Annotated in this window: 23 protein-coding genes and 3 pseudogenes; 9 read left to right on the top strand and 17 right to left on the bottom strand. The window is 38.9% G+C overall.

The genetic code is table 11. The features are described 5' to 3' along the window. The first annotated feature begins 10 nt into the window (after positions 1 to 10). The 4 genes and pseudogenes from xdh to I6758_RS11860 all read left to right on the top strand — a co-directional run bounded on the left by xdh (position 11) and on the right by I6758_RS11860 (position 5531). Positions 11 to 2566 carry a selenium-dependent xanthine dehydrogenase gene (xdh, locus tag I6758_RS11875; RefSeq protein WP_196605477.1) on the top strand — a complete coding sequence of 852 codons (2556 nt, stop codon included), beginning with the start codon at positions 11 to 13 and terminating at the stop codon, positions 2564 to 2566. A gap of 10 nt (positions 2567 to 2576) precedes the next feature. Beyond that, the gene (locus tag I6758_RS11870; RefSeq protein ID WP_196605476.1) at positions 2577 to 3179 is read left to right on the top strand and encodes a nucleotidyltransferase family protein; all 603 of its coding nucleotides are present in this window, start codon (positions 2577 to 2579) and stop codon (positions 3177 to 3179) included. A gap of 12 nt (positions 3180 to 3191) precedes the next feature. After that, positions 3192 to 4187 carry an XdhC family protein gene (locus I6758_RS11865; protein ID WP_196605475.1) on the top strand — a complete coding sequence of 332 codons (996 nt, stop codon included), beginning with the start codon at positions 3192 to 3194 and terminating at the stop codon, positions 4185 to 4187. 155 nt (positions 4188 to 4342) lie between these two features. After that, positions 4343 to 5531, top strand: a pseudogene (locus I6758_RS11860) (IS256 family transposase). Between the two features lie 135 nt (positions 5532 to 5666). Here I6758_RS11860 and I6758_RS11855 read toward each other — a convergent pair. The 8 genes and pseudogenes from I6758_RS11855 to I6758_RS11820 form a co-directional block, all read right to left on the bottom strand. Then, positions 5667 to 7019, bottom strand: coding sequence for a TolC family protein (locus I6758_RS11855; RefSeq protein WP_196605474.1), 1353 nt, complete (start codon positions 7017 to 7019; stop codon positions 5667 to 5669). A 20-nt stretch (positions 7020 to 7039) separates the two neighbouring features. Beyond that, a complete protein-coding gene (locus I6758_RS11850) occupies positions 7040 to 8212 on the bottom strand; it encodes an ABC transporter permease (RefSeq protein ID WP_196605473.1) in 1173 nt (390 codons plus the stop codon). After that, positions 8196 to 9329 carry an HlyD family secretion protein gene (locus I6758_RS11845; RefSeq protein WP_196605472.1) on the bottom strand — a complete coding sequence of 378 codons (1134 nt, stop codon included), beginning with the start codon at positions 9327 to 9329 and terminating at the stop codon, positions 8196 to 8198. Before I6758_RS11845 ends, I6758_RS11850 begins: the two co-directional genes overlap by 17 nt. Positions 9330 to 9581: 252 nt before the next feature. Continuing rightward, positions 9582 to 9959, bottom strand: a complete 378-nt coding sequence (locus tag I6758_RS11840) for a flavodoxin family protein (protein WP_196605471.1) — start codon at positions 9957 to 9959, stop codon at positions 9582 to 9584. Positions 9960 to 10345: 386 nt separating this feature from the next. Continuing rightward, positions 10346 to 10849, bottom strand: coding sequence for a hypothetical protein (locus I6758_RS11835; protein WP_196605470.1), 504 nt, complete (start codon positions 10847 to 10849; stop codon positions 10346 to 10348). A 32-nt stretch (positions 10850 to 10881) separates the two neighbouring features. Then, positions 10882 to 11523 (bottom strand): annotated as a pseudogene (locus I6758_RS11830) (BadF/BadG/BcrA/BcrD ATPase family protein); the annotation flags it as partial. 90 nt (positions 11524 to 11613) lie between these two features. Beyond that, entirely contained in the window at positions 11614 to 12039 is a 426-nt protein-coding gene (locus tag I6758_RS11825) for a MarR family winged helix-turn-helix transcriptional regulator (protein ID WP_196605469.1), read from the bottom strand. 149 nt (positions 12040 to 12188) lie between these two features. Further along, complete coding sequence (locus tag I6758_RS11820) at positions 12189 to 12953, bottom strand: SDR family NAD(P)-dependent oxidoreductase (RefSeq protein WP_196605468.1); 765 nt, start codon at positions 12951 to 12953, stop codon at positions 12189 to 12191. Between the two features lie 708 nt (positions 12954 to 13661). Between I6758_RS11820 and I6758_RS11815 the strand changes: the two are divergent. Beyond that, a pseudogene (locus I6758_RS11815) lies at positions 13662 to 13913 on the top strand (transposase); the annotation flags it as partial. A gap of 131 nt (positions 13914 to 14044) precedes the next feature. Here the strand turns inward: I6758_RS11815 and I6758_RS15085 are convergent. The 4 genes from I6758_RS15085 to I6758_RS11795 all read right to left on the bottom strand — a co-directional run bounded on the left by I6758_RS15085 (position 14045) and on the right by I6758_RS11795 (position 17092). After that, positions 14045 to 14533, bottom strand: a complete 489-nt coding sequence (locus I6758_RS15085) for a MogA/MoaB family molybdenum cofactor biosynthesis protein (protein WP_196605467.1) — start codon at positions 14531 to 14533, stop codon at positions 14045 to 14047. Positions 14534 to 14557: 24 nt separating this feature from the next. Further along, the gene (locus I6758_RS15080) at positions 14558 to 14998 is read right to left on the bottom strand and encodes an MOSC domain-containing protein (protein ID WP_196605466.1); all 441 of its coding nucleotides are present in this window, start codon (positions 14996 to 14998) and stop codon (positions 14558 to 14560) included. Position 14999: 1 nt separating this feature from the next. Further along, a complete protein-coding gene (gene moaC / locus I6758_RS11800) occupies positions 15000 to 15482 on the bottom strand; it encodes a cyclic pyranopterin monophosphate synthase MoaC (RefSeq protein ID WP_196605465.1) in 483 nt (160 codons plus the stop codon). Between the two features lie 218 nt (positions 15483 to 15700). After that, complete coding sequence (locus I6758_RS11795) at positions 15701 to 17092, bottom strand: sodium:solute symporter family protein (RefSeq protein WP_196605464.1); 1392 nt, start codon at positions 17090 to 17092, stop codon at positions 15701 to 15703. Between the two features lie 466 nt (positions 17093 to 17558). Here I6758_RS11795 and I6758_RS11790 point away from each other — a divergent pair, with 466 nt between their 5' ends. The 4 genes from I6758_RS11790 (at position 17559) to brnQ (ending at position 21750) form a co-directional block, all read left to right on the top strand. After that, positions 17559 to 18413, top strand: a complete 855-nt coding sequence (locus I6758_RS11790; RefSeq protein ID WP_196605463.1) for a deoxyribonuclease IV — start codon at positions 17559 to 17561, stop codon at positions 18411 to 18413. Between the two features lie 66 nt (positions 18414 to 18479). Further along, positions 18480 to 19031: a gamma carbonic anhydrase family protein gene (locus I6758_RS11785; protein WP_196605462.1), complete on the top strand. Its 552-nt coding sequence runs from the start codon at positions 18480 to 18482 to the stop codon at positions 19029 to 19031. 157 nt (positions 19032 to 19188) lie between these two features. Further along, entirely contained in the window at positions 19189 to 20289 is a 1101-nt protein-coding gene (locus I6758_RS11780; protein ID WP_196605461.1) for a metallophosphoesterase, read from the top strand. A gap of 108 nt (positions 20290 to 20397) precedes the next feature. Further along, positions 20398 to 21750, top strand: coding sequence for a branched-chain amino acid transport system II carrier protein (gene brnQ / locus I6758_RS11775; protein WP_231038655.1), 1353 nt, complete (start codon positions 20398 to 20400; stop codon positions 21748 to 21750). Between the two features lie 135 nt (positions 21751 to 21885). Here the strand turns inward: brnQ and I6758_RS11770 are convergent, their stop codons facing one another. The 5 genes from I6758_RS11770 to I6758_RS11750 form a co-directional block, all read right to left on the bottom strand. Then, the gene (locus I6758_RS11770; protein WP_196605460.1) at positions 21886 to 23028 is read right to left on the bottom strand and encodes an HD-GYP domain-containing protein; all 1143 of its coding nucleotides are present in this window, start codon (positions 23026 to 23028) and stop codon (positions 21886 to 21888) included. 117 nt (positions 23029 to 23145) lie between these two features. Then, positions 23146 to 23619: a hypothetical protein gene (locus I6758_RS11765; protein ID WP_196605459.1), complete on the bottom strand. Its 474-nt coding sequence runs from the start codon at positions 23617 to 23619 to the stop codon at positions 23146 to 23148. 1 nt (position 23620) lies between these two features. Continuing rightward, positions 23621 to 24616 (bottom strand): flotillin-like protein FloA, encoded by a 996-nt coding sequence (floA, locus tag I6758_RS11760; protein WP_196605458.1) that lies wholly within the window; start codon positions 24614 to 24616, stop codon positions 23621 to 23623. Positions 24617 to 24643: 27 nt separating this feature from the next. Then, the gene (locus tag I6758_RS11755) at positions 24644 to 25276 is read right to left on the bottom strand and encodes an NfeD family protein (protein WP_196605457.1); all 633 of its coding nucleotides are present in this window, start codon (positions 25274 to 25276) and stop codon (positions 24644 to 24646) included. 256 nt (positions 25277 to 25532) lie between these two features. After that, the gene (locus I6758_RS11750; RefSeq protein ID WP_196605456.1) at positions 25533 to 26858 is read right to left on the bottom strand and encodes a type II secretion system protein GspD; all 1326 of its coding nucleotides are present in this window, start codon (positions 26856 to 26858) and stop codon (positions 25533 to 25535) included. Between the last annotated feature and the right edge of the window lies 1 nt (position 26859).

Below are 26859 nucleotides of genomic sequence, written 5' to 3'. Positions count from 1 at the left end.
GGAGCATGTGATGTTTTTTCTAAAAGTTAACGGAAACAATGTTGAATGTGAATCGGATAAAAAACTTATAGATTTCCTGCGTGATGATCTCCGTATCACCTCAGTTAAAAATGGCTGCGGTTCGGGGATATGCGGAACATGCACGGTCTTGGCAAACGGGAAAAAGATAAAATCCTGCGTGCTGAAACTTTCTCAGCTGAATAATGCGGAAGTTGTGACAGTGGAGGGTCTGACACAACGGGAAAAAGATGTATATGCGTATTCTTTTGCCCAGTGCGGCGCAGTACAGTGTGGTTTTTGCATCCCGGGTATGGTCATATCGGCTAAGAGTCTGCTTGATAAAAATCTTGCACCTACAGTGCCGGAAATAAAAAAAGCAATTAACGGCAACTTGTGCAGGTGTACGGGCTATATAAAAATCGAAAAAGCGATTATGATGGCCGCCGAGTTTTTTCGTGAACAAAAACAATTGCCGGAACCACAGCAGGAAGCCTTTCTCAATACAGCTTTTCAACGTGTTGATGCATATCAGAAGGTCTTGGGAGAGGGGAAATTCGCGGATGATGTTGTTCTGCCTGGAATGGCGTATGCAAAAGCATTGCGTTCGGCCTATCCGCGTGCAGTTGTAAATAAAATAGATACAACAGAAGCATTAAAACATAAAAGCTGTATAAAAATCCTCAAAGCCGGTGATGTTCCCAATAATAAAATCGGACATATAGTGCAGGACTGGGACGTCATGATAGCGGAAGGAGATACTACAAGGTATATCGGCGATGCATTGGCACTTGTGGTTGCCGGTACGAAGGAAGCACTTGACGAAATAATCGGACTGATCAATGTTGACTATACCGTTCTGGAACCTGTTATATCACCGCAGGATGCTTTAAGGGCAGAGGCACCCTTGATTCATTCCACAGGAAATATAATGAGCAAGGAGCATTTAAAACGCGGCGATGTGCCCGGGGCGCTGAAAGAATCCAAATATGTGATAACAAAAAAATATCATACTCCGTTCAATGATCACGCATTCATGGAACCGGAATGCGCCATCGCCATGCCGGAAGGAGAAGACGGCCTTTTGCTCTATACGGGCGGACAGTCCGTGTATGACGAACAGCGGGAAATATCGAATATGCTTCGCATTTCTCCTGAAAAGGTGCACTGCCACTCTATGCTGGTAGGCGGCGGCTTTGGCGGAAAAGAAGACATGAGTGTGCAGCATCATGCCGCTTTGGCAGCGTGGTATACGAAAAGACCGGTCAAGGTAAAATTCTCCCGACAGGAAAGCCTTGACTATCACACAAAGCGTCATGCCATGGATATGGAATTTACACTGGCCTGCGATGAAAATGGAATATTCACGGCCATGCGTGCGTTTATTATAGCGGATACCGGAGCGTATGCGTCGCTGGGCGGGCCGGTGCTGCAAAGAGCATGTACTCATGCCGGCGGACCATATAATTACCAGAATATAGATATATTAGGTATGTCCGTATATACAAACAATGTGGTAAGCGGAGCGTACAGAGGCTTCGGAGTGACGCAAAGCTGCTTTGCCATAGAAAACAATATAAATCTTCTGGCGGAGAAGGTCGGTATATCCGCTTGGGAAATACGCTGGCGCAATGCCATAAAACCAGGGCAGGTTCTGCCTAACGGGCAGATAGCCGATGAAAACTGTGCCATGCGGGAATGTCTTGAAGCGGTGAGGGAAATATACGAAAAAAACCCTTATGCAGGCATCGCCTGTGCTTTTAAAAACAGCGGCACCGGTGTGGGTTTGAAGGATATAGGCAGATGTATCCTGTCCGTTGAAAAAGGCAGCGTTCATATACGTACATCGGCAGCCTGCATGGGACAGGGAATTGCCACCATGTGCACACAGATGGTATATCAGACTGCGGGGATAGCACCTTCATTACTGATACATGAAGCACCGGATACAATAAGAACGCCCAATTCCGGAACGAGTACAGCTTCAAGGCAAACAGTAGTTACCGGAGAAGCGGTGCACAGAGCGGCAGAAAAATTGAAGATAGCCTTAGAAGGAAAAACATTGGACGACTTGGAAGGGAAAAGCTTCTATGGAGAATTTTCGGCCAAGACCGATCCGATGGGCTCGCCAAAGCCGTTTCCTGTAAGTCATGTAAGCTACAGTTATGCGGCACAGGTGATGGTTATCGATGACGGCGGAAAACTGCAGCAGGTCGAAGCGGCATACGATGTGGGGACTCCGGTCAATGTTCCTTCCGTCGAAGGTCAGATCGAAGGCGGTATCGTTATGGGATTGGGCTTTGCGCTGACAGAGGATTTTGTGGTGGAAGACGGCTATCCCAAGATGAATATGGCCGCACTTAATCTGATGCGGGCAACGGCAGTGCCGCCTATAGATGTTAAACTCGTACAGGCAAAGGGGAAAAAATCACCCTATGCTTACGGCGCAAAGGGTGTGGGTGAGCTTTGTCTCATACCGACATCGCCGGCATGCTCGCATGCTTATTATCGCTTCGATAAAAAATTCAGGACATCGCTTCCTTTGAGGCAGACATATTACAAGAAGTAAGGAGTATATTATGCTGGGTGCAGTAATTGCGGCGGCCGGACTGTCCAGCCGCATGGGAGATTTCAAACCGCTGCTTCCGTACAGGGGAAAGACTATTTTAGCGGCGACCGTGGAAAAACTGCGGGCAGTCGGTGCGAAAGAAATAGTAATTGTGGCAGGACATCGTCATGAGGAAATCAGGAAATACTTTAAGGACAGTTCTTTAAAAATTGTCTATAATCCGCATTACAGGGAAAGAGATATGCTTTATTCTCTGCAATGCGGTATAAAAAATATAAAAAAAGCAGCTGCGGCATTCATTATGCCGGCAGATATGCCGGCTATTTCGCTGCAGACTTTTGCCGATATTACTAATGCATGGCAGGCGAATAAAGGAGAGCTGATCATTCCCGTTCAAAATGGCCGCTGGAAACATCCGCCGCTGATCGGCAGAAGATATTTCGCGGATATCATATCCTTTTCGGGAGAAAATGGCATGCGCGGCATACTGAATAAACTCGAAAAAAAAGCATTTCTCATAGAAATATCGGATGACGGACTGAACGTGGACGTTGACACTCCCGAGGAATATAGGCGATTACTGGAAACGGAAGGATATTCTGAGAAGCTGTGACGGAGGTTCTTAATGAAAGCAATTTATGAAGAAATTTTAGCTTTATATAAAAAGAAAAAAATCTTTTATACAATGACTTCGCTCAGTACACAAATAGGCGAGAAAAAATTGATCGGCAGAGAGCAACTAAAAAAAATGGAGCTTAAAGCCGGAAAAAAGAAATTGCCGTTTGTTTTTACCGAAGCTGAAGAAAAATATTTTATAGAAAGTATAAATGATATACCGATAATCGTTATTGCGGGAGGAGGGCATGTATCCTGCGCTATTGCCAGGCTGGCGAAATTCCTTGAATTTGATACAGCAGTGATAGATGACAGGGCCGAATTTGTTACACAGGAAAGATTCCCGCATGCCAAAAGATATGTCGAGGATGTCGAAGCTGCCTTACAGCGCGATTTTGGCGATAATGCCTATTATGTAATTGTGACAAAAGGACACAGAGATGATTTCCGGGCGTTGTCAGCGGTTTTGGCCAAGAAGTATTATCGCTATGCGGGAATGATAGGCAGCAGGCAAAAAGTCGGCATCACCATGCATAAACTTGAGCAGGAAGGATATTCAAAGGAGGTGTTGGCGCAGGTGCACGCACCTATAGGAGTGCCGATAGGCGCAATTACACCGGAAGAAATAGCCGTGAGTATTTTGGCAGAAATTATTGAAGTGAAAAGCGCATTTATTGGTGACAGATCGCAGAATAATGTATTTGCTGCCATGGAAAAGATATCCGCCGGGCAGTTAAAGCAGAACGCCGCGTTGGCAACTATAATAGATAAGCACGGTTCATCACCGCGCGGCGCAGGCAGCAAGATGCTGGTGACCGAAAGCGGAGAAGTGTTCGGCTCGATAGGCGGCGGTGCTGTCGAATTTGCCGCTCAGAAAAAATGCGCCGAAATAGCGGTCAGCAAACAGGCGGCTGTCATTGAATATGATCTGGGTCTGCAGAACACGAGTGATTTGGGGATGATATGCGGCGGGCATGTAAAAGTCCTGTTTGAAGCCGTTTGTTGAGGGACAATAATAAAAAAATCTGCGAGAGTTCTTCAAGTTTTGTGTAAACACTAAAAGCGATAGCATATAATTAAGTTCGCAAAAAGGCAAAAGGAAAACCATCGTTCTCTCCGAGGAAGGTAAGTGCTGAGCAAACCTCAAAGGAGTTGAAATCGATGATTTATCCTAATTCTAACCTACCGCTAGAAAAAATGCTATTACAATTCATGTCCGAAGACGATCCGATGCTTTCCATGCTGAAATGGCTCTGTGAAAAACTGATGGAGGTTGAAGTCGGCGCCAAGCTCAATGCAGTAAAATCTGAGCGTACGGACGAGCGTTGCGGCTACCAATCTGGCTATCGAGTTCGACGGTATGATACGCGAATGGGAACGATGTATCTGTTTGTCCCGAAGCTGAGGCGGATACATTCCGTTCTTTGTCAGTGAGAAAAAGCGCTCTGAAGCAGCGCTATTAAACGTGATTCAAGAAGCGTGCATCAACGGCGTATCCACGCGCAAGATTGAAAAACTAGCGAAAGGTCTCGGCATTGATTCAATCTCACGGGGTCAAGTATCGCAGATCACCAAAGAACTAAATGATCAAGTAGCGGCCTTTCGCACTCGTTCGCTTAATAAGACATATCCGGTTTTATGGGTGGATTCTCTATATGAGCAAATTCGCAATGGCGGTTGCGTGCAAAACATGGCGGTATCGGTGGTTATTGGACTGGACGAAAACGGCCGACGTGACATCTTGGCAATCGAGCCGATGCAAGAAGAATCCGAAGCAACATACAAGACCGTATTTGAAGATCTAAAACAACGCGGTGTACAGGACGTTTGGTTAGTTGTTTCAGATGCTCACAAAGGCCTTGTGAAAGCAGTGCAAGAATCGTTTATCGGTTGCAGTTGGCAACGTTGCAAAGTGCACTTCATGCGAAATATCCTGGCAAAAGTTTCATCAAAGACAAAAGCGAAGTTTGCCGAGCGACTAAAGCAAATCTGGCTACAGCCGGATTATGACAGCGCCAAAGCCTATGCTTACACGCTTATGGACGAACAAGAGCCTGCCTTTCCGGAAGCTGTCGGCATATTAGAATCCGGTCTTGAAAGTTCGCTTCAGTTTTATCACTTCAAGCGGATCGACTCGCGAAAAATTGCTTCGACCAATATCCTTGAACGACTGAACAGGGAAATCCGGCGGCGTACAGCTGTCGTTGGCATTTTTCCTAGCCTGGACTCGTATATTCGTTTAGTCACGACCTATATGATTGAGTATGGTGAAGAATAGTCCGATGGCCATTGCTATATAAAACCGGAGATTCTTCAACTGATTCAGGAAGAACGACAGCGGAACACCTGATGTTGGAACGGCCGATGGTTTTTGCGAACTTCATTTGACACTATCCTGCGTCTGTCGCTTAATACTAAGAGTTTTTATGTTTTTCATAAAAAATTCTCCTTTATTTTTCAAGCGATCTACTTTATTCTATTATCATTAAATTTTTCCCATAGCACGTTCGAGCGCTGCTTTACTAACATTATAGTCATAAAGTGACCCTATGTATGAGGTTTTGGCATTTGTCAAGGCAACTTGTGCGTCAACAACATCTAAGTTAGTTCCTAAATTAACACTATATCTTGCTCCTGCAAGCACAAAATCTTCTTGAGCTTTTGCTACGGCAGCCTTATTGGTCGTAATATTACTTTCTGCCTTTCTCATATTAAGATATGCTTGTTGCACTTCAAATTCTACCGAAGCTGTCTCATCTTTTACTCCCGCCTCTGCCTGTGCTAACTTAGCATTTGCTTTTTTTTTCTTTGCCTTTGTAATATTTCCATCAAATATATTCAAGCTAATATTAATACCAGCCTGCCATTCTTTTGTATCAAATTCATTGAATTTCGTATCATAAGTTCCATAGCTCCCTATAAGCGCAACACTTGGCTTCTCTCCTGCAGCCGCAATTTTTATTCCATCTTTCGCCTGTAAAATCCCTTTTTTTGCTGCACAATAATCTGGCCTATGTTCAAGTGCATATACTATACAATCGTCCAATACATAATCACATTGTGCATACTGCATATCATTTATAATTGATACATCATTTTGTATAGGATTTCCGAGCAATTTGTTAAATGAAGCTTTCGCTATCCTTGTATTATTTTTTGCTGTTACAAGTTCTTGTTGTGCATTTGCCAATGCAACTTCTGAACGAAGAATATCTGATCTTGCAACACCCCCCACCGCAAATTGTTCATTTACATTTTTTAAATGTTCCTGCAATTGTTTTACCGCTTCTGCTTTGGCGTCCTCATAGTTTCCACAAGCCAAAATCATGTAATAAGCCTGAGTTACTTGATACTTAATTTGCTGTTTTGTATTTTGCAAACTCAAGTCGCTAATTTCAACACCAAGTTTCGCCTGATCAATCCCACCTTCTATACGCCCGCCTGTATAAATCGGCATAGAAGCAGTAAAACTATTGATAAAGTAACTTGATGGATCATCTTCAATATAAAAAACTTTCCAGTATGCTCCACCAATTTTCGAACTTGTATGCGAAAAAATTAAGTTGAATTCTCGAGCTCCCTTCGCTTCTGCTAATTGCCATTTCGCCGCCTCCAATCCATGAGCAGCCACATTTATTTGTTCGTTTTGTTTCAACGCCTTATCTATACATTCATTTAAGTTTAAAGCAGTGCCTTTTTCAGCAGCAAACCCGTGTACTGAGCACCCTATAAACAATCCCATCAAACAAATTGTAGTAAATTTTTTCTTTAACATCATTTCACCTGCATTCATTTTTTCGTAATTAAGCTTAATTTTTCTTACTAAATACTTTAACAAAAATTATACGTTCCGTATTATTATAAAATTGGATTCTCACATTTTTTGTTTTCTATAAGTCGGTTGTACTCCTTAAAGTATTTTGCGAAAAAAATTGCTGCAATCACCAACATATATAAAATATATTCACAATATGGAATATACATATCACGCAGTAATGCCCCTCGAATAGCAAAATCTCTCAAAAAATCAAATTGCCATGTAAGAGGCCAAAGTTTAGAAACAATTGCAACCCAATCAGGCAAATAAGCTCTTGCTAATGTCATCCCACCAAAAATAAATCCAGGAGGAACTAACAGAATCATTTTACTAGATCCATCACTAGGATCATTGGCTGACCATCCAAATATCAATCCAACCATCCCCATAGACATTGCAAAAATAATCAGACTAAACATATATGCCAAAATATTCCCTGCAAATCTAAAATCCTGAACCCATCTCAGTATTGCCATTCCAAAAATCAATACAGAGATCAACATTACTGCATATGGAATTAATCTTCCCAACAAACGAAATGGATTCCCGGAAAGAATTTCTTCTTCCCATTTATTGCGAATTTTCAAATGCGCAATAATTTGCAAAGCAACAAGAGTATATATAATGGTAGAAAGAAAATATAACAAGCCTACTACAATTCCATCTGCCATAGATCCTGTTGGATTAAACAACTGTCTATCGCTAATTCCAATTCCCGCCACAATAGCCTCATTTTGCTCTGAACTTAATCCCATTTTTCCAATACGCGGACCGCCAATTTCTCCGTTTTCTCCTTGAATAATTTCATTTACAGCTATTGTCAATTCAGCACATTGTGCTGAATTTGTCCGATCATATAAAGTTCCTATATGTATAGAACTATCACCTTTCCATCGTGCTTCTTCTAAACCTTGCGGCAGATATATTACGCCTAAATTTTTCCCATGATAAAGAAGCTTCTCCGCTGCCACCGGAGAATGAATGACTTCTGTCACTTTTATAAATTCAGAGGCATTCATTTTTGCAATAAGATCTCTACTATATTTAGAATTATCCATATCAATAACAGCAATTTTTCCTTCTAAAATGGTATTATTACTAATCATTGCACCTAAAATCAATGTAATAACCAACATCAAAACAACTGCCACTTTGTTGTATGGTATAGTTCTACCAGAAAGAATAAATTCCAATTCATCACGAATGGAGTTCATTTTCATTCACCTCAATTGTCATCCCAGGAAGCAAATTTTCCATTGGCGAAACATATATTCTTACCTGAAAACTAGTCAAATCAGCCTGGCCTTTTTCTCGACTCATTTTTAAATCAGCAAATCCCGGTGCAGCCATTATATAACGTATGTTGCCTTTAACAGGCTCTTTAATTGACTTAACATGTCCAATCACTTCACTACCTTCAGAAAGTTTATGTATTGTATCTTCACTAAGATAAATATCATAATACCAACGGCTACTTTCCAGCAAAACTACAGGGCTTCCTGGTGCTATTTGTTCGCCTTCCTTCACAATCACCTTTAAAATTTTTCCGTCTTCAGGTGCTCTCAATGTCAATCGTTCTTTTTCTACTTTCTTCATTTCCAATTGAACTATTAAATTTTCTCTTTGATGTATTGATTGAGCAACAACATTCTGTTGATTATCAATATCTCTCCTATCATTATCAATTATATCTAAATGCATTCCATCAGCACGTCCATTTGATAATAATGCCATTTTTTCTTCTTCTGAACTACCTGCAACCATTTTTTCCAATGCACTACGCTGCTGTCCTACACTCGCTTTTGTAACATTATAGCTCATTAATGCTGCATCATATTCCGCTTCCGATATTGCCCCCGATGCCAGTAAGCTCTTCATACGATCATTATTAAGACTTTTTTCTGTAAATGAAGCTTCTGCTGCATTTAATGCATTTTTCTGTTGTTCAATTTCATGATACATTTGTTGTTGTTTAGTATCTGTCTTTTTATAATTAATATCTATGCCATTACTGTTTTGTTTAATTTTTGCATCAAATTCTGCGATCTGTGTTTCTAATTGTTGTATCGCTAAATCTGTATCCTTCGAATCCAGCTCCATTAAGATATCGCCCTTTTTAACAAGCTGCGATTCTTCAACACCTTTTTTTATTATCCGGCCACCAACTCTCTGAAAAGCAACATTCACTTGCTCTGATGTAAGAATTCCTGCTTTTTTTGCTGAAGCAACCGTTATTGCATCTTGTCCTTCCAAAACGAGTCCAGCAATGCCTATTACTAATAATCCGAAAAAAATTATACAAGTTTGCTTTGTCTTTTTTGTAACTTCCATTACTACATCCTCCTAAAATCCATGCATTCCGATAAAACTTAAATATATACTTCATCAAAAATAATTTTTTCTTTATATTTAAGTATTAATTGTCAATGACAACTAATATTTTAAAAAAAAGTGCTCTTTTTATTTTTACGTCCTTTACTTGCTAAAATAAATGACGGTACTTTATCTTATAAATCATGTCCTAAGCGCTTTGCTGCCAACAAAAAATCTGTTCGTTTTAAAATATCATTTTCAGCTATTAAATTACCAGCTATGATATTTGCTATATTTTTCAGCTAGCATTGATGTTTTTGTATTATAATCCAAAAACATACGCATTCTATCTATAAAATTTTTTGTTAATCCACTAACTTGTTCAAAATAAATAGGTGTTCCTAAAATGATCAAATCTACTATCTGCATTTTCGAAAAAATACGAGATATAATATCATCAATAGCACACCCCCTCACCATGTTCAATTGACATGCATTACATGCTATACAACCATTATTACTAATAGCTGATAAATTATATATTTCGATTTCATGCCCATTAGATTCGGCCTCTTTACAAATAGTATTTACTAATTTTGCTGTATTTCCATTTTCACGCGGACTACCTATAAATGCTACAATTTTCATCATTTCCCCTCCAATTCTACCAAATAATTTTGTAAACGCATCAAAACATTTTGTCAATGACAACTATATCAAAATACCACTTTAAAATCACATAAAGTATGATAAGAATATTGTTGTCATTGACAATTTTATTTTATACAAACTTATTATATTTGTCAATCTTTCCAATCTATATTTTTACCACAAGGTAAGCAAACATTTATTAGATTTAACATTATCTAAATACATCTAAAAAAAATTTTCTAAATCCAGCTCCTAATTCAAATCTCCTTGAGACTATTTTTCTTTTAAGTTAATTTTTTAAACTCAAGATTCATTTATTTGATTTTATTCTACATTCTATATTCAATATCTAATCTATAAATTTTTATAACCAATCAAAGCTCTTATCCTAAACTCAAATTTTCATCTGCTATAGCAATCATAAGCTTTATACGATTTACTTGATTTACTTCACTTACAGCTGAATCATAATCTAAAGCAAGAATATTTGCTTTAGGATAATCTTTACGCAGCCTCTTTATTATTCCTTTTGCAACAATATGGTTTGGTAAACAGCCGAACGGTTGTACACAAATAATATTACTTACCCCCTCTTCCAATAATGCTATAATCTCTGCTGTTAATAACCACCCTTCCCCTGTCATATTTTCTAATGATAAATACTTCTTAGCTAAATCAGCTAATTCTTCTATTGTATACGAAGGCTTAAACCGTTCACTATTAAAAAGAGCTTTTTGTATATTTTTACGATAAAAATCTAATATTTTAATAAAAATCTTTGCTTTTATTTTTGCTCCTACGGAACCAGACAATAAATCATGTTCTACTATCTTATCGTATATTGAGTACTGAAAAAAATTTAATAACTCTGGCAGTATAATTTCCATATTTTCTTTTTCCAATAAATTAACAAGTTGATTATTACCCCAACATTACCTGATATTGGCCTTCCCTGTGCTAAACTTCCAATCGTCTGATTTACCACAGCTTGCAATATAGACACAGCAATATCCTCTTTTGTCACACCTTCATTCATCAAAGCCTGAATATCTGTTTTTGCAAAAACACCACATCTAGATGCAATTGAATGAATATTTTTATATTCCTTAGCTAAGTCATTTAAGCCATTTGCATCCGTATTCAATAAAATGCCCATTTGATCAATAAATGCGCCGGTTCCTCCAGCACATACACCATTCATTCGTTGCTCTAACGAGTCTTTCAAATAGGTTATTTTAGCATCTTCCCCTCCTAATTCAATAACAGTATCCGTTTCTGGAATAAATGTTTTTACTGCTTTGGTACACGCTATAACCTCTTGAGTAAATGATATCTGGAGAACTTCTGCTAATTCCATAGCCGCAGATCCTGTAGCCGTTACAACAAGCATCCTTTTGGGAAATTTTATATGAACCATATCAACTAACGACTTTAATGTAGAAAGAATATTAGAAAAATGTCTTCTATAGTCTTTAAAAATAATTTCATTTTGTTCATTAAGTATTACCAATTTTATAGTAGTCGATCCAATATCCAGCCCCACTTTAGGCACATTATTCACTTCAAAACACCTCGCTAAAAATCAAAAAATACCTTGCCAATATAATTGTCTATGACAACTATATTGGCAAAAAATTTTAAGTTTTATAACTTAAAATTTTACGTGTTCATATAATTTATTTAATAAAAATTTTAGTTCTTCAATTTCTTTTTTACTAAACACTTCCATTTCCCAACGATTCAGTTCTATAATAACTAAATTAATTTCTTCTCTACTTATAGCTCCTTTTTCAGTTAGATAAATTAAAGACGAACGTTTATCATTTTGACTTTCTTCTTTTCTTATAAGACCTTTTTTTTCCATTTTATCAATAAGGCGACTTGTATACGGCTTATCTCTTAATGATGTTTTAGATAAATCCGTTAACGAAATCCCCACTTCTTCTGAAAGCCTCACAAACAAAACCCATTCTTCAGGGGTAATATCGTAAGACCGTAAATTTTTAAGAAATCTTTTTCTCAAATTTGCCTGCGCTCTACTAATAAAAAAACCAATTGTATCTATTTCATATAACATTGTAAAATCTCCATATATTTATTATAATAACTTTCAAACTAATTTTACTTTTAAACAGGTACACTTAAATTTATTGTCATTGACAAATTAATTTTATATTCACTTAATATATTTGTCAACTTTTAATTTTATAATAATTACTATTTTATTTATAATTTACGAAACCAGTCCCAAAATTTCATAATTATTTTATCTGGAACGACCCTACTTAAAATATATTGCCAACTGCTTATAACACCCGGAGTCGAAACGATTTTCATTTGCATTGCATCTCTTAATGCTTTTGACGCTACCGTTTTTGTATTTAAAGCAAAGCGAAAATTTTTTATGCAATTTTTATCTCCATTTTTTTTTGCTTCATTAATAAAATTAGTATCGCTTATCCAATATGGACATACTGCGGTGACTGATATATTATTACAAGACAACTCTTTATGCAAAGCACAACTATAACTATATAAAAAACTTTTTGTTGCTGCATAAATATTAAAATACGACAATGGCTGAAATGCAGCGGTAGAACAAATTTCTAAAATATGTCCACCTCTCACCATAAAAGGAATGCTAATTTGTGTAACCAGTACAGTTCCTCTACAATTAAGATCAATCATATTTATACTGTCTTGCAAGGAAATGTTTTTCCATAAGCCAAATTTACCTGCCCCAGCAGAATTAATAAGAATTTTAATTTCTGGTTTTTCCATCTGTAGTATTTGATCTAATTTCTTAATATCTTGTATTTTAGTAATATCACATACAATTGGCCGAAAATTAGTACATATACGTATCTGTTGCAAAGATCTTTCGCAACGCCCAATTCCCCATATTTCATCAACAAAATGTTTTTTATCAATCAATTCAACAAATGCTCTACCAAGACCACTAGAAGCACCTGTAACCAATGCAATTTTCATAAATATTCCTCTTTTTCTATTAAGCACAATTTATACATAATATATTTGCTTAGATTGGTCTACTATCTTGCTAATTTAATAATGCAAAACATTCTAAAAATATTAATATAAAGTACATTTTCTTAAATTGCAATAGCAAATTGAATACCTTAGTAAAATACCAGCGATATCAAACGATATCAAAGTTATCGAGAAAAACGTCGAATACTACTTCTGGTGTCTAGTAGCCGAGTCACTTACCGGACGCCTCCATAAGAAATAAGGATGGCAAAAAACTATCCTTGCTTTTTTAGTTGCTGGATCGCCCCGCGCCCCGCGTTCTTCTCATCCTAAATGCTGATCACATTTTCATTCAGTTGCTACTGTGATGCAAGGCTCCCCTAACCTAGATGTTGTAATTGGCGTGTCTGTGCCGTCCACCCGAAAAGTCATGATATTATACAAACGATATCTGTAGCTTTTTTTCTAAAATTAAAAAGTAAAATAAAAGAGGAGATTACTGCCATCATATTACAAAACAAAATTGCGATTATAACTGGTGCAGCAAATGGTATTGGAAAAATAATTGCTGATTCATTTAAAAATAATGATGTTAAGATCTGCATCATAGATAAACAATATAATGATTATTTTGACGGCGATCTTGCTGATGAACAGACTATGAATAAGTCTCAAATCCTGGCATGAAAATGGGCTGTTTTATCAACATATTTTAAATATCCACTCGCCGTTAGGCGACTCATTTATACTACAAATACCATAGAGGGCTTTAACAGGCAGCTTAGAAAAGTCACTAAATCCAGGACGATTTTCCCTTCAGACGACAGCCTCCTAAAAATGTTGTATTTAGCAATGATGGACATTACTAAAAAATGGACTGGACGGCGACAAGACTGGAGTCAAATAAGGGCACAGCTAGATATCTATTTTGAAGAACGCCTTTTAGAAAGAAATGTTTAAAGGGCATCACTTTTACAAGCAATACCCTTAAAATATATTACTATTAAATTTATATTAGCTTTTAGCGTTTACATAAAACTTGGAGAACTCTCGAACTCATATCATTTCTGCAGATTTTTTTATTTTAAAAGTCAGGTACGGGCACATTCACTGTCCAGACCGTACATTATTTTTAAGCCGTGTTCCAATGAAGGCAGGATACAGCCGAGACATTCCTTCACAGCCTTGGGGCTGCCCGGAAGATTGACTATGAGTGTTTGTTTCCTTATTCCTGCCGCTGCCCTGCTCAGCATACCGGCCGGAGTTATTTTCATGCTGTAGGCCCGCATCGCTTCCGGTATGCCGGGGGTTTCTTTTTCTATGACCGCTTTTGTGGCTTCGGGCATATTGTCACGCGGCGAAAATCCGGTGCCTCCGGTGGTAAGGATAAGGGATATATCAGTATCGCATAATTCTTTTAAACGTTTTGTCAGATAATCCTTATCGTCAGATAGAATTTCATAGCTGACAATATCATAAACAGTATCTGCCAGCAGTTGTTTTATTAAAGGTCCGCTCAAGTCTTCTCTGAGTCCTGCAAAGCCCTTGTCACTGGCGGTTATTATGGCTGTTTTGAACATATTATGTCATCTCCTGAAAATCTGTCAACGGGACAGCACTGTTATAGAATCTCCGGTTTGTATTGTACCGCCGCACAAAACTCTGGCAAATATACCTTCACTTGGCATTATACATTTGCCTGTACGCTTTTGGATATCGCAGCCCAGATGACAGGTTTTTCCTATCTGGGTTACTTCCAACAAAATTTCTGTGGCACATTTTAGTTTTGTGCCGATGGGAAGACATTTCAGATCAATGCCTTCGATGAGTAAATTTTCCCCAAAAGCTCCGGCAGAAAGATCAAGTGCGTATGCATCAGAGAACTTTCTGACAGCTTCATTGGCGAGCAGACTTATCTGCCGATGCCATGTACCGGCATGGGCATCGTCTTCCAGTCCAAAATCAGGCAGCATTTTTGCCAGGCTCACCGCGTTTTTTACCGTGCCCCGTTTGGGACTTATACATATAGCTTTTATTCTTCCCATGCTATCTTTCTCCCGTGTCGTAGATTCCGGTTTTCCCGCCATCCTTATAAATCAGATGGATATCGGCAATCTTCATGCTGTGATCGATTGCTTTGCACATATCGTAAATTGTCAGCAAAGAGACGGAAACGGCATGGAGAACCTCCATTTCAATGCCTGTCTGGCCCGTAGTTCTTGCTTCGGACTGAACATATATAGAAAGATTGTCCGCTTCCAAAGTGAAATCGACAGAAATATTGCTTATGGGTATGGGATGACACAGCGGAATGATATCACTGGTTTTTTTTGCAGCCATTATTCCGGCAAGGCGGGCCGTCCCCAAAACATCACCTTTTTTTGCAGTGCCGTTTTTCACGGCGGTGAATATTTCCGGACTGACATAAATGCGTCCTACTGCCACTGCCGAACGTTTTGTAACAGGCTTATCACTTATATCGACCATGACTGCCTTGCCGTTTTCATCGAAATGAGAAAATTTATTCATTGTATTCACCACTTGATTGATAAGATTATCTGTTGGGGACAATAATAACATCTTTTATAGCTGTTGTAAATTTCAGCAGAAAAAATTCTGTGATTCTTTATGACCGGCATAAAAAATATCTATTGGGATGGATAAAAAAACGCATATATTTCTGATGCCTGTGGCTGATATAGGTTTCTCATGAGCAGAGCACTGTTTACGAAATTCGGCGCTGTATGTCAGCGTAATGCCGGAGGGGCGGGGTCGTGATGAAGCATTTTTTCTATCCATACTACAATGATAAATGTTACACAGCTTACTATCGAACCAAAAATAATGGCCATTATGCCATATGGTTCATTTATATACTGCCAGTATAATCCGGCCACGGTACCAAGGATGATCGACCAGATTCCGGCATAAGGAGTGGCTCCCTTCCAGTTCAGACCAAGTATGAATGCGGCGAATGGTCCTGTTGACCGCATAGTGAAAGCAAAAACGAGCATCGGTATTATTTGTTTGCTGTACATGGAAACAGCAATAGCTATTATACCAAAGATAAAAACTGTAATTTTACTGAATTTGACGATTTCTTTGTCTGTCATATTCTTGTGCACATATTGCTGCCAGATGTCTTTGGTAAATACTGTAGCCGCACCCAGAAGATCTCCCGAACCGGCTGATAATGTTGCGGAGATGACAGCCGCCATCACTAAACCGGCTATTAAGGAAGGCGTAAGATGAATGGAAACCGTTGCTATGGCATCATTGGGATTTATCTGAGGATACACGGCCAGTGCGACTAATCCTAAAATTGCCGGAACAAAAGAATATAACGCCATGAGGGCACCGCATAATACAGAGCCCCATACAGCTGTTTTTTCATTTTTAGCTGCATAATATCGCTGCACTGCTTCCTGTCCGGTAGAAAAAGTCATAAAATACATAATCACAAGCCCGATGATAGTTTTCCAGCCTACTTTTGTAAAGCCCAGCTGTTCGGGTGGTAGCTGACTGACTATATGTGTCCAGCCGCCTGCATTATGTATTGCGAATGGAACAGCAAGTGCAAAACCGATAATCAATACAAAAAAATGGATGATATCCGTCAGCGTGACGCTCCACATACCGCCTACAGTTGTATACAGAACCAGAATGATGCCGGAAATTAAAATGCCTGTATTTTGGGAAAGTCCTGTCAAAACACTGATAATTGTTGCAGATGCAGTGATCTGTACTCCGGCTAAAGCCAGGTTAGCGAAAAGTGAAAGCAACGAAGTGATTATATAACTGGGCCTCCCAAATCTGCGGCCTATGATTTCGGGCATTGTTGTAGCCATCGCTCTTCTTAATTTCGGAGCGATAAAAGAAACAAGTATAATCCCTAATCCAGCTGCTGTTACATACCATCCAGCTGAAAGCCCCCAGCTGCCATAAGCTTTGGCGGCAACACCTACAGTGCTTCCTCCGCCTATTTCTGTGGCAGCTAAAGTTCCGGCTGTCATCAGCAAACCTATTCTTCTTCCTGCCAGTAGGTAATCAGCACTGCTGCTCACCTTGGACTGGCTGTAGATCCCGATGGCCAGATTGGCTATCATGTAAAAAATAAAAATACCCCATATAATTTCCATATTTACTCCCCTTTAAGTCAAAATGTCACCAAAATTAAAAAAATGCCATAACTGAAATGCAAATTTCAGTTATGGCATCATTGCCAATTATTAAATTTTGGGGCTTTTTCATATTATATCATTTTGAGACAAAAATCAAGACATTTTTCTCAAAATTAAAAAACATAATGACATAAAATGATTAATACATATATTTTTTTAGCTGTCAATTTATAGATGATTATTTTGTGTTATACTTTTCATAACATAAATAGTTCCGTTAGAAAAATTTTGTGGCTTGCCTGCAATTGATTGGTTATTTATGTAAAGCGAACGGGTCTGAAACATTCCCCCAAAATTTTTGAAGTATTTCTTAATATATTTATGCCATGGAAATTGCAGCTATTTTAGTCAACAGCTCAACCTGCTGCGGCAGCCAGTTTTTGTTATATAATACTGATGAACAGAAATTAAAAGAGGTTATATAATGCTCAATATCGGAAATCATATTTCGTCGGCCGGCGGTTTTTCTGCTATGGGGAAGGAAGCCATTTCTCTTGATGCCAATGTGTTTGCTTTTTTTACACGCAATCCGCGCGGAGGAAGAGCAAAGAAAATAGATCAGGACGACATTGATAAATTTAATGCTTTTTGCACAGAGAATAATATGGGAAAATTGATAGCACATGCGCCTTATACACTCAATGCCTGCTCCAATAAAGAAGACCTGCGTTTATTTGCCAAAGAAACAATGCTTGATGATCTGAAAAGAATGGAATATATTCCCGGAAATTATTATAATTTTCATCCTGGAAGTCATGTCGGCCAGGGAGTGGAAGAGGGAATAGGGCAAATTACCGAATGTCTGAATGCTGTTTTAACGCCACAGCAGAATACTACAATTCTCCTTGAGACAATGGCGGGAAAGGGAACGGAGATAGGCAGCAGCTTTGAGCAGCTGAAATCAATTATAGATAAGGTGGAATTTAAGGACAAAGTCGGCATTTGCCTGGACACCTGCCATATTTTTGATGCAGGTTATGACATAGTGAATAATTTGGACAATGTTATCAGGGACTTCGATGACATTATCGGCTTAGAAAAGCTTAAGGCGGTGCATTTGAATGATAGTAAAAATCCCATGGGGTCACACAAAGATCGCCATGAAAAAATAGGAAAAGGGTATATAGGCTTGGATACTTTTGTTAAAGTTATAAACCATCCTGAATTGCGCAAACTGCCGTTTATTCTGGAGACACCCAACGATCATGACGGATATGCCGCAGAGATAAAATTGCTTAGAGATCGCTTTCTGCCGGAGAATTTCCCTGCAGAAAAATAGAATTATAAGATAAATTGTGTTAATATTACATGTGTTTGGTCAACGATGAGGAAAGGGTGATCATATATGATCAGAGATTTTGACGGGAAAAAACCTGTTATTGACGGTAAGGCTTATGTTTTTCAAGAAGGATGTGTAGTGGGCATGGTAGAGATGGCTGAATACAGCAGTGTCTGGTTCAATGCCACCGTGCGAGGCGATATAGCACCTGTAAAAATAGGCCGATATACTAATATTCAAGATAATGCTGTACTTCATGTTGCTGATGATCTGCCTTGTGTTTTGGGGGATTTTGTTACGGTGGGACACAGTGCTGTACTGCATGCATGTACAGTTGAAAATAACTGCCTTATCGGCATGAGTGCTACAGTGCTTGATGGCTCGGTCATAGGGGAGGGATCTATCGTAGGTGCGGGAGCGCTCGTCACCAAAAATACGATAGTGCCTCCTCATTCACTTGTTCTCGGCGTACCGGCAAAAATCGTGAAAACACTTGATGAAAAGGCATTTGCCAGCATACATTCTCAGGCTGTAAAATATAAAACAGCGTGGACGGAAGGCTATGGTATTTTACCGGATGCCGATGGTGAGAAATATAATGGAGAAAAGATAATATAAAAAATTACGCCGGTTTTTACCGGCGTAATTTTTTATATATGAACCGCAGACAAATAATGCGATTATTTTTATCTATGGTATAATTTCCTATAGTGCTTTATTTATTATCCGGTAGCATTTTTTACAATTGTATTTTTTAGGGAGACTATGACTAAGTATGAAAAAACGTTCAGCTTTTTTTATTTTTATTTGTCTTGTCGGAATGGGCATCGGTATCGGACAGTGGTTCATATATAATGAAATGCTGCCGAATATTTTTGATACATGGACGATTATATTTTTTGTATTATTGCCTGTCATTTTTACTTTACCAAATATAATAAAGAATCAACTTCCCTTTGCTTTAGCTAAGCTGCTTTCTGTTGTTGGCGGGTATTGGCTTATCTTTTTTTATTATTCCATATATTTGATGCTGATTTACTTTCTTTTATACGTAATAGTGTACATTTTTGGCCTGAATGAATACTGGCAGGTGATTTCGGCAAAAATTATAATGGCGGGATTGCTGCTCATTATATGCCTTATTATAAAAGGAACGTGGAATGTGTTTCATCCTGTCTGCCGAAGGGTCGTTGTAAAAACTGATAAACCGCTCAAACGCGATTATTCAATCGTCTTTGTCAGTGACATCCATTTGGGGACAATAATCGGCAAATCTTTTTCGCAAAAACTGGCAGCGCAGATAAATGCCCAAGTTTCCGATATGGTCCTTTTTGGCGGAGATATCATCGACGGAAATCTTGAGTTTGTCATAAGGGATAATAGCAGCAGTCCTTTTAAAAAAATTACGGCAACTCTTGGCAAATATGCTGTGTATGGCAATCATGATTATTTTGGGGGCAGTCTGGTGAAGGAACAATCATTGTTAAAGTCCGCTGATATAAGATTTCTAAAAAATGAATCAGTTGTTTTGGATGATTGTCTCAAAATTACCGGTCTTGATGATTATATATACCATCCCACGCCCATACCGCCTGTACAGGAGGATAATCTCTTTCAAATATTAATGGAACATGAACCGTATCAAATTGCAGCTGCTTCTGCGGCCAAATATGATTTGTATCTGGCAGGACATACACATGCGGGGCAGTTTTATCCGGACAGATTAGTAACCAGAAGAATATATGCCTTAGACTATGGTACAAAATTATTTGATAAAATGACTGCTGTTGTCTCTAATGGCTATGGTTTTTGGGGCACGCCGGTGAGACTTGGGCCGCCTCCTGAAATAGTTTTAATAAAAATAGAGAAGATATAGGATCGACAAATACAGAATGGAGAATCTGATGACTTTGCTCTAAGGTTTACAATATGATAAGATGTATCCTGTACGAAGAAACATTTTATCAGAGAGGTGTTCAATTTAATGATCCGCAGCAAACTTTCACTGTCTTCATACCTATTTGTTGGTTCAATGTTGTTTGGTTTATTTTTTGGCGCAGGAAATTTGATTTTTCCTGTACATATGGGACAGGAAGCCGGTACCGATATTCTGCCGACTATTATCGGTTTTTTACTGACTGGTGTGGGGCTTCCTTTTCTGGGGGTACTGGCACTTGGTGTATCAGGCAGTGCTAACCTATACGAATTGGCGGGACGCATTCATCCTTTTTATGCTCTTTTGCTCACGGTAGCGCTCAACTTGACTATCGGACCTGTCTTTGCTTTACCCAGAACTGGTTCAGTGTCATACGAGATCGGCTTGGCACCTTATATAGCAGCGAATCATCAGGCAATCGCACTGTTTATTTTTACGCTGCTGTTTTTCTCGGCAGCGCTGATCTTGTCATTGCGGCCCAGCAAAATATTGTTGTGGGTAGGGAAAATACTCAATCCTTTGTTTTTGGTATTTCTGGCAATACTTATTATCATTGCTTTTTGTAATCCTATGGGCAACGGTGCTATCCCACCTGCTCAGGCTGGCTTTGCTTCTGCACCATTTTTTCGTGGTTTTACCGAAGGCTATAATACCATGGATGCACTGGCATCATTAGTATTTGGGGTTATCGTCATAGATACTCTGCATGGGCTTGGGCTCTCCCAGCCAAAAGAAATAGCCGCCGGTGCGTTGAAGGCGGGAATAATCACATTGATACTTATGAGTATCCTTTACAGCTGTCTTTCCTATATAGGTGTTTTCAGCGCCAACCAATTTCCCGTATCAGATAATGGCGGTATCGCACTGGCACAGATAGCCGATTATTATTTGGGAACAGCAGGGGACATATTGCTTGCTGTAATAGTTACTCTGGCTTGTTTAAAAACAGCTATCGGACTCATAACTGCCTGTTCTGACATATTTTGCACTATGTTCCCCGATTCGGTCTCCTATAGAAAATATGTGTTTATATTTACAATAATATCTTTTATTATCAGCAATATTGGTCTTACTGAAATAATTAATCTAGCCGTTCCTGTTTTAATGTTTTTATATCCTTTATGTATAACCTTAATATTGCTGTCACTTTTGTCTCCGCTTTTTGGACACAGGCAGTCCGTATATGTGTGTACAACAATATTTACTGTTTTTGCAGCATTTGGTGATGTCTTGAATAGTGCACCGGCAGTGGTGAAAAATATTGATGTAATCCAGTCTGTAATACACTTCTATTATTCTTTTCTACCATTCTTTGATATCGGTATGGGCTGGGCTGTTCCGGCAGCTGCCGGCTTTGTCCTTGGCTGCCTGTCCGTAATTTATAGTTTTATCAGGAAGTGAAGAGACATTTTCTAGTTTTGTATTTCAACAAGCTGCAGTCTCCGCAAATACACAACACCCTCATATAGTTTCTGTATATGAGGGTGTTTGTGTATTTATTGCAGCCTTTTAAATTCGTTTTACGGACCGGATGCATTATTTTGTTGTTTCATCGTTATCAATAAGGCTGGCAGGATCTATCTGCATCAATTTGATCAGATTCAACGCTTCATAATCATCATAGACATATTCAATAACGCAGCTGTCATTTTGCGACATATCAACTAAAATAGGATCTTTGAGCACATTACCGCGTGTATTGGTGAAAAGATATATAACAGGCGTCAGCACTTTACCAAAAGAAGATTCCTTCACTATAGCGGAACCTAAATTAGTTTTTAAAATTGTGCCGTTGGGATAAAGCGCTATATGATCAAAAAATTTTCGCAGTATATTTGTGTCGAACTGACCAGGAGAATGAGATGCCATAATATTATATGCAATATGTGACTTATAAGCCTTTTTATACGAACGTACGCTCGTAAGGGCGTCATAAACATCTGCTATAGCGACTATTTTTGCGAATAAGTGGATCTGATTGCCGTGCAGCTTGTAAGGATAACCTGTACCATTGACTTTTTCGTGATGCTGACCGGCAATATTAATTATGTTGGTATTAAAACAGGAAGCATCACGTAATTTTTGCACGGAGAATATAGGATGCTTTTTTATAAACTCGAATTCATCCTGCGTGAGAGCAGTTTGTTTATTAAGAATTTCTACCGGAATGGCTATTTTGCCTATATCATGCAGGATAGCGCCAAGGGTCAGATCTTCCATATCCCTATGAGGCAAAGCAAGTAATGAACCGATCAAAGCCGACAATATTGCTACATTGACAGAATGCACTAATGTATAGCCGTCATGTGAGCGGATGTCGTTTAATTGGACAAGAGTGCGCTTATTGGCAGAAACTTCTCTTATTATTGATAAGATGGAGCGCTGAAGTTTATCGACCAGAAGAACACCCTTTTTTTCTAATTGCTCCATAGTATTGGAAAGATTTTTTATAGCGGCAGCACGCGTTGCCTCGCATACAATATCCTGTGAAATAGTGAAATTTGAATAAGTGTTTGTTGACACCACAGCAATCTCTTTGATACCGGCCTGTTTCAGCTTGAATATATAAAATTCACTGAGTTTTGTGCCGCGGCGCAATAGAAAAAGACCATTATCATCGAAGACACTTTGACAAATTGTCATCCCTGGGCGCAATCTTTCCACAGGTAATATAATCATAACATATCGTCACCTTGCAATTTAGTTAGTATAAAAAATGTTTCATCCGTGAATTGCACTCACAAGAAATGGCCCGATAAGCTGCGCTCTGATGTTAGTACAGAAAATATCCGTATGTTATTTTAAAGGAAATCTTTTTATGCCGTATTGTCTGAGATATTTTACAGATTTGGGCGGATTTAGCACTTCAGCATAAGTAATGGCACGCAATATTGTTTTGCTGTCTATATCCATCTGCGCTGACGTTATTGAAGTGCTGTTATCCTGCATGGGGGGCAGTACTTGTCGAAGTGGTATACTAGTAGAATTTCTCTGAAGCATGGTCGAAGAAAACAGAGGGGGAACCTCAATTTCTTTGGCTGCTGCAGGTGCTGGGGAAGAATTCTGCCGTTCAGCAGGAGCAGGGGGCGCTGCAGTGTGAGGGTGCTTCATCATATGGTCAAGTGTAATTTTACCGGCAGAAGAATTCTTTTCTGATTGGGGATTCTTGATAGGAGGCAAGCGACGCTTCGAAGAAGTAGTTTTTTTCTTTTTGCCCATGCTGGAGACTACCCAAAAAACGATCGCAGCAATTATAATAAGTGTATTCATTTTATTTCACCGGCTGGGATATTTGGGCTTCATCATCTCCGGTTTTACCGATAGTCTCACGCATTTTTGTATCAGCATTGATATTATTCATGTTGTAATAATCCATAACACCCATTTTCCCTTCACGCAAAGCCGAAGCCAGTGCATGCGGAACTTCAGATTCCGATTCTACCACACGTGCCTGCATTTCCTGAGTATAGGCTTTCATTTCCTGTTCTTTTGCCACAGCCATTGCACGCCGTTCCTCAGCTTTGGCCTGTGCTATGCGTTTATCGGCTTCCGCCTGATCCGTCTGTAATTGTGCGCCGATATTTCTGCCGACATCGACATCTGCGATGTCGATAGATAATATTTCAAATGCGGTACCGGCATCAAGTCCTTTACCCAGAACTGTTTTAGAAATATCATCGGGATTTGCAAGAACATCAGCATGAGTTTCAGAAGAACCGACAGTAGTAACAATACCTTCACCGACACGGGCAATTATAGTGGGTTCTCCCGCACCGCCCACGAGGCGGTCAATATTGGCACGAACAGTTACACGAGCTTTGATTTTTAATTCTATGCCATTTCGCGCTACAGCAGAAACTATAGGAGTTTCTATAACTTTTGGATTAACACTCATTTGCACGGCTTCCAAGACATCACGGCCGGCAAGGTCTATGGCGGCAGAACGTTCAAAAGGAAGAGGAATTTGTGCACGGTGGGCGGCAATCAACGCATCAATCACTTTATCAACATTACCGCCCGCAAGATAATGTGCTTCCAATTGATTCGAATTAACTGTAAGTCCTGCTTTGTTGGCTTTTATTAGAGGAAGAATAATTCTTTGCGGTATTACGCGGCGCATTCTCATGCCTACCAGCGTGAATATTCCCACAGGAACATTGGCGGCAAGAGCTGAAATCCACAAGCCGAGCGGTACAAAGTAAAGAAACATCATAATGATTATGACCGCGAGAACGAGGATAAAGCCTGAAATTAACACTGGTTCCATTTTTATAACCTCCGAGATAAGTGGATTTTAAACTTGCCTGACAATTATACGATTGCCCTCTGTCTTTATTATGCGGACCCTTTCTCCTCTGCTTATATACGACCCTTCCGATACTGCATCAATTGGTGAACCATCAATCAGAATGGTCCCGGCAGGACGAAGCTCGGTCAAAACGACACCTTCTTTGTTCAGAAGAAAAGATCTGTCTGTACTTGATATATAGCCTTTAGCTGAACTGGAAGAATCCTTTAGAATCATTTTTTGCCAAAAAATGCTTGAAGGCAGTTTTTTCACAATAAGGATAAACAAAAAAACGGCAATGATCAGCGAACCTGCCAGCATATAAACGGCACCGATATCTCCGCCCAATCCTAAAATTATGCTGTAGAGCATCATCACTATACCAAGTGCTGCGAATATTCCGGTAGCAGGAGTGAACACTTCTATTATTATAAACAATATGCCGCCGAGAAAAAGGGCAATATGATATATATTCACAAGTCCACTTATATAACCGCTTCCCCAGAATACAGCAGCCGCCGTTATACCAAGCAATGCGCCAAATCCCGTTCCGCCTGTTTTTATTTCTATCAGCACGGACAAAATTATTATTGTGATCAAAAGTATTCTTAAGGCGGGTAAATCTACTATAATATCCATTTTAACCTCCCTTAGGAACTGATGACGGATCAGTTTTTTATCAAAAGCATCGGAAGCAGTTATCTACACAGGAAAAGATAATAAAAGACTTATATTTATAATTATTATTAATTCAATATAAAATAAAGAAATTCCTTTTAATTATTTCGATATTTTTAAGTAACATAGAAAACAAATAGAAAAGATAAATGGAAGCTTTTGAAATGAAAGATAAATATTAAATGCAGTCCGCTTAAATATTGGTATAATGTCATAGTTAATTTTCCATAACATGGGCTGTAAGAAATATAATTATTTCACTGTCAGTTTTATTTTTTTTTATACTGCGGAAAAAATTCCCCAGAATAGGAAGATCACCAAGAAAAGGAATTTTGCTCATGCTTTTTGATTCTTCACTGCCGATAAGTCCGCCTATAACCATTGTTTCTCCATCTTTGAGACGAACGACAGTATCTGCTGATCTTGTTTGAAATCTGTAGGCTTTCAGATCCTCTACGTATAGAGGACTGCTTACCTCTGTGTGGACATCAGCCGTTATATCACCATTATCGTTTATTAAAGGCGTATATTGAAGAATTATGCCGGTATCATGATATTCATAAGCCGTTGTTGTCGTGGAGTCAGTGACACTTGTCTTGGGAACGGGAACACTGCCGCCTATACGAATGATGGCTTTGTGATTATTAAGTGTCATAATATTGGGTTTGGCTAAAACATTGGCTTTGCCGTTTGTTATAAGGGCATTTAATGTTGCTCCGTAATAGAATTCGAATGGTATTCCCTCGGGCCCCTTACCAAATTGGATTATACCTGGAATATTATCAAAACCGGCTGCTTTTCGGTTTATTTTAGTAACTGGTATGTTTTCGCTGACAGCTGCGTAGCTGCCGTCGTCATTTTTTACAGTGCTTTTTATCGTTTCGTAGGATTTTTCATAATCAGGGTACTGGGGCAGCTGTGACCAATTCCACTCAATGCCCAACTTTTCAGAAGCGTCTTTCTGAATGGCTATAACTTTTGCCTCCAGCATCACTTGTTTGCTGGGAATATCAAAATTTTGGATAAAATTTGATATTTTTTCTGCTTCATTGCTGGTGCCGTAAAAAAGCAGTGTATTATTTTCTTGATCGGTAAGAATATTCTTTTCTCCCTGATCTGTTTCGGCAGCGTTCTCTTTTTTGTTATTTGCAGATGGCGGCTGTGTGTTGAAAGAAAGACGTATGGCGTTGGCCAACGTATTAAGATCGCAGTACTGCACTTTGAAAATATGCAATTGCCCGTAATTACTGCGTATATTTTTAGGACTGCCGATGAAAAGAATATTTTTGTCTTCTGCAAAAGCTAATCCTTTTATTTTACCAATCATTTTTATTGCGTCTATAGGCAGTACATCATTAATATTGACTGAAACGGAACCTGATACATTATCATCCATAATAAGGTTTATATTATCTGATGAGGCAAGAACAGTTAAAATATAGCGTACATCCGCATCGGCTAAGTGCAATGATATGGCTGATGCGCGGGAGGGAAAATTGCATATGATGAATACAATAATAAATATAAATAGTCTGTGGATCATA

The organism is Pectinatus haikarae (genome assembly GCF_015732185.1).
Lineage (GTDB): Bacteria > Bacillota > Negativicutes > Selenomonadales > Selenomonadaceae > Pectinatus > Pectinatus haikarae.
The sequence above is the reverse complement of the archived record's forward strand: the minus strand, read 5'-3'. Positions and strand labels throughout refer to the sequence as shown.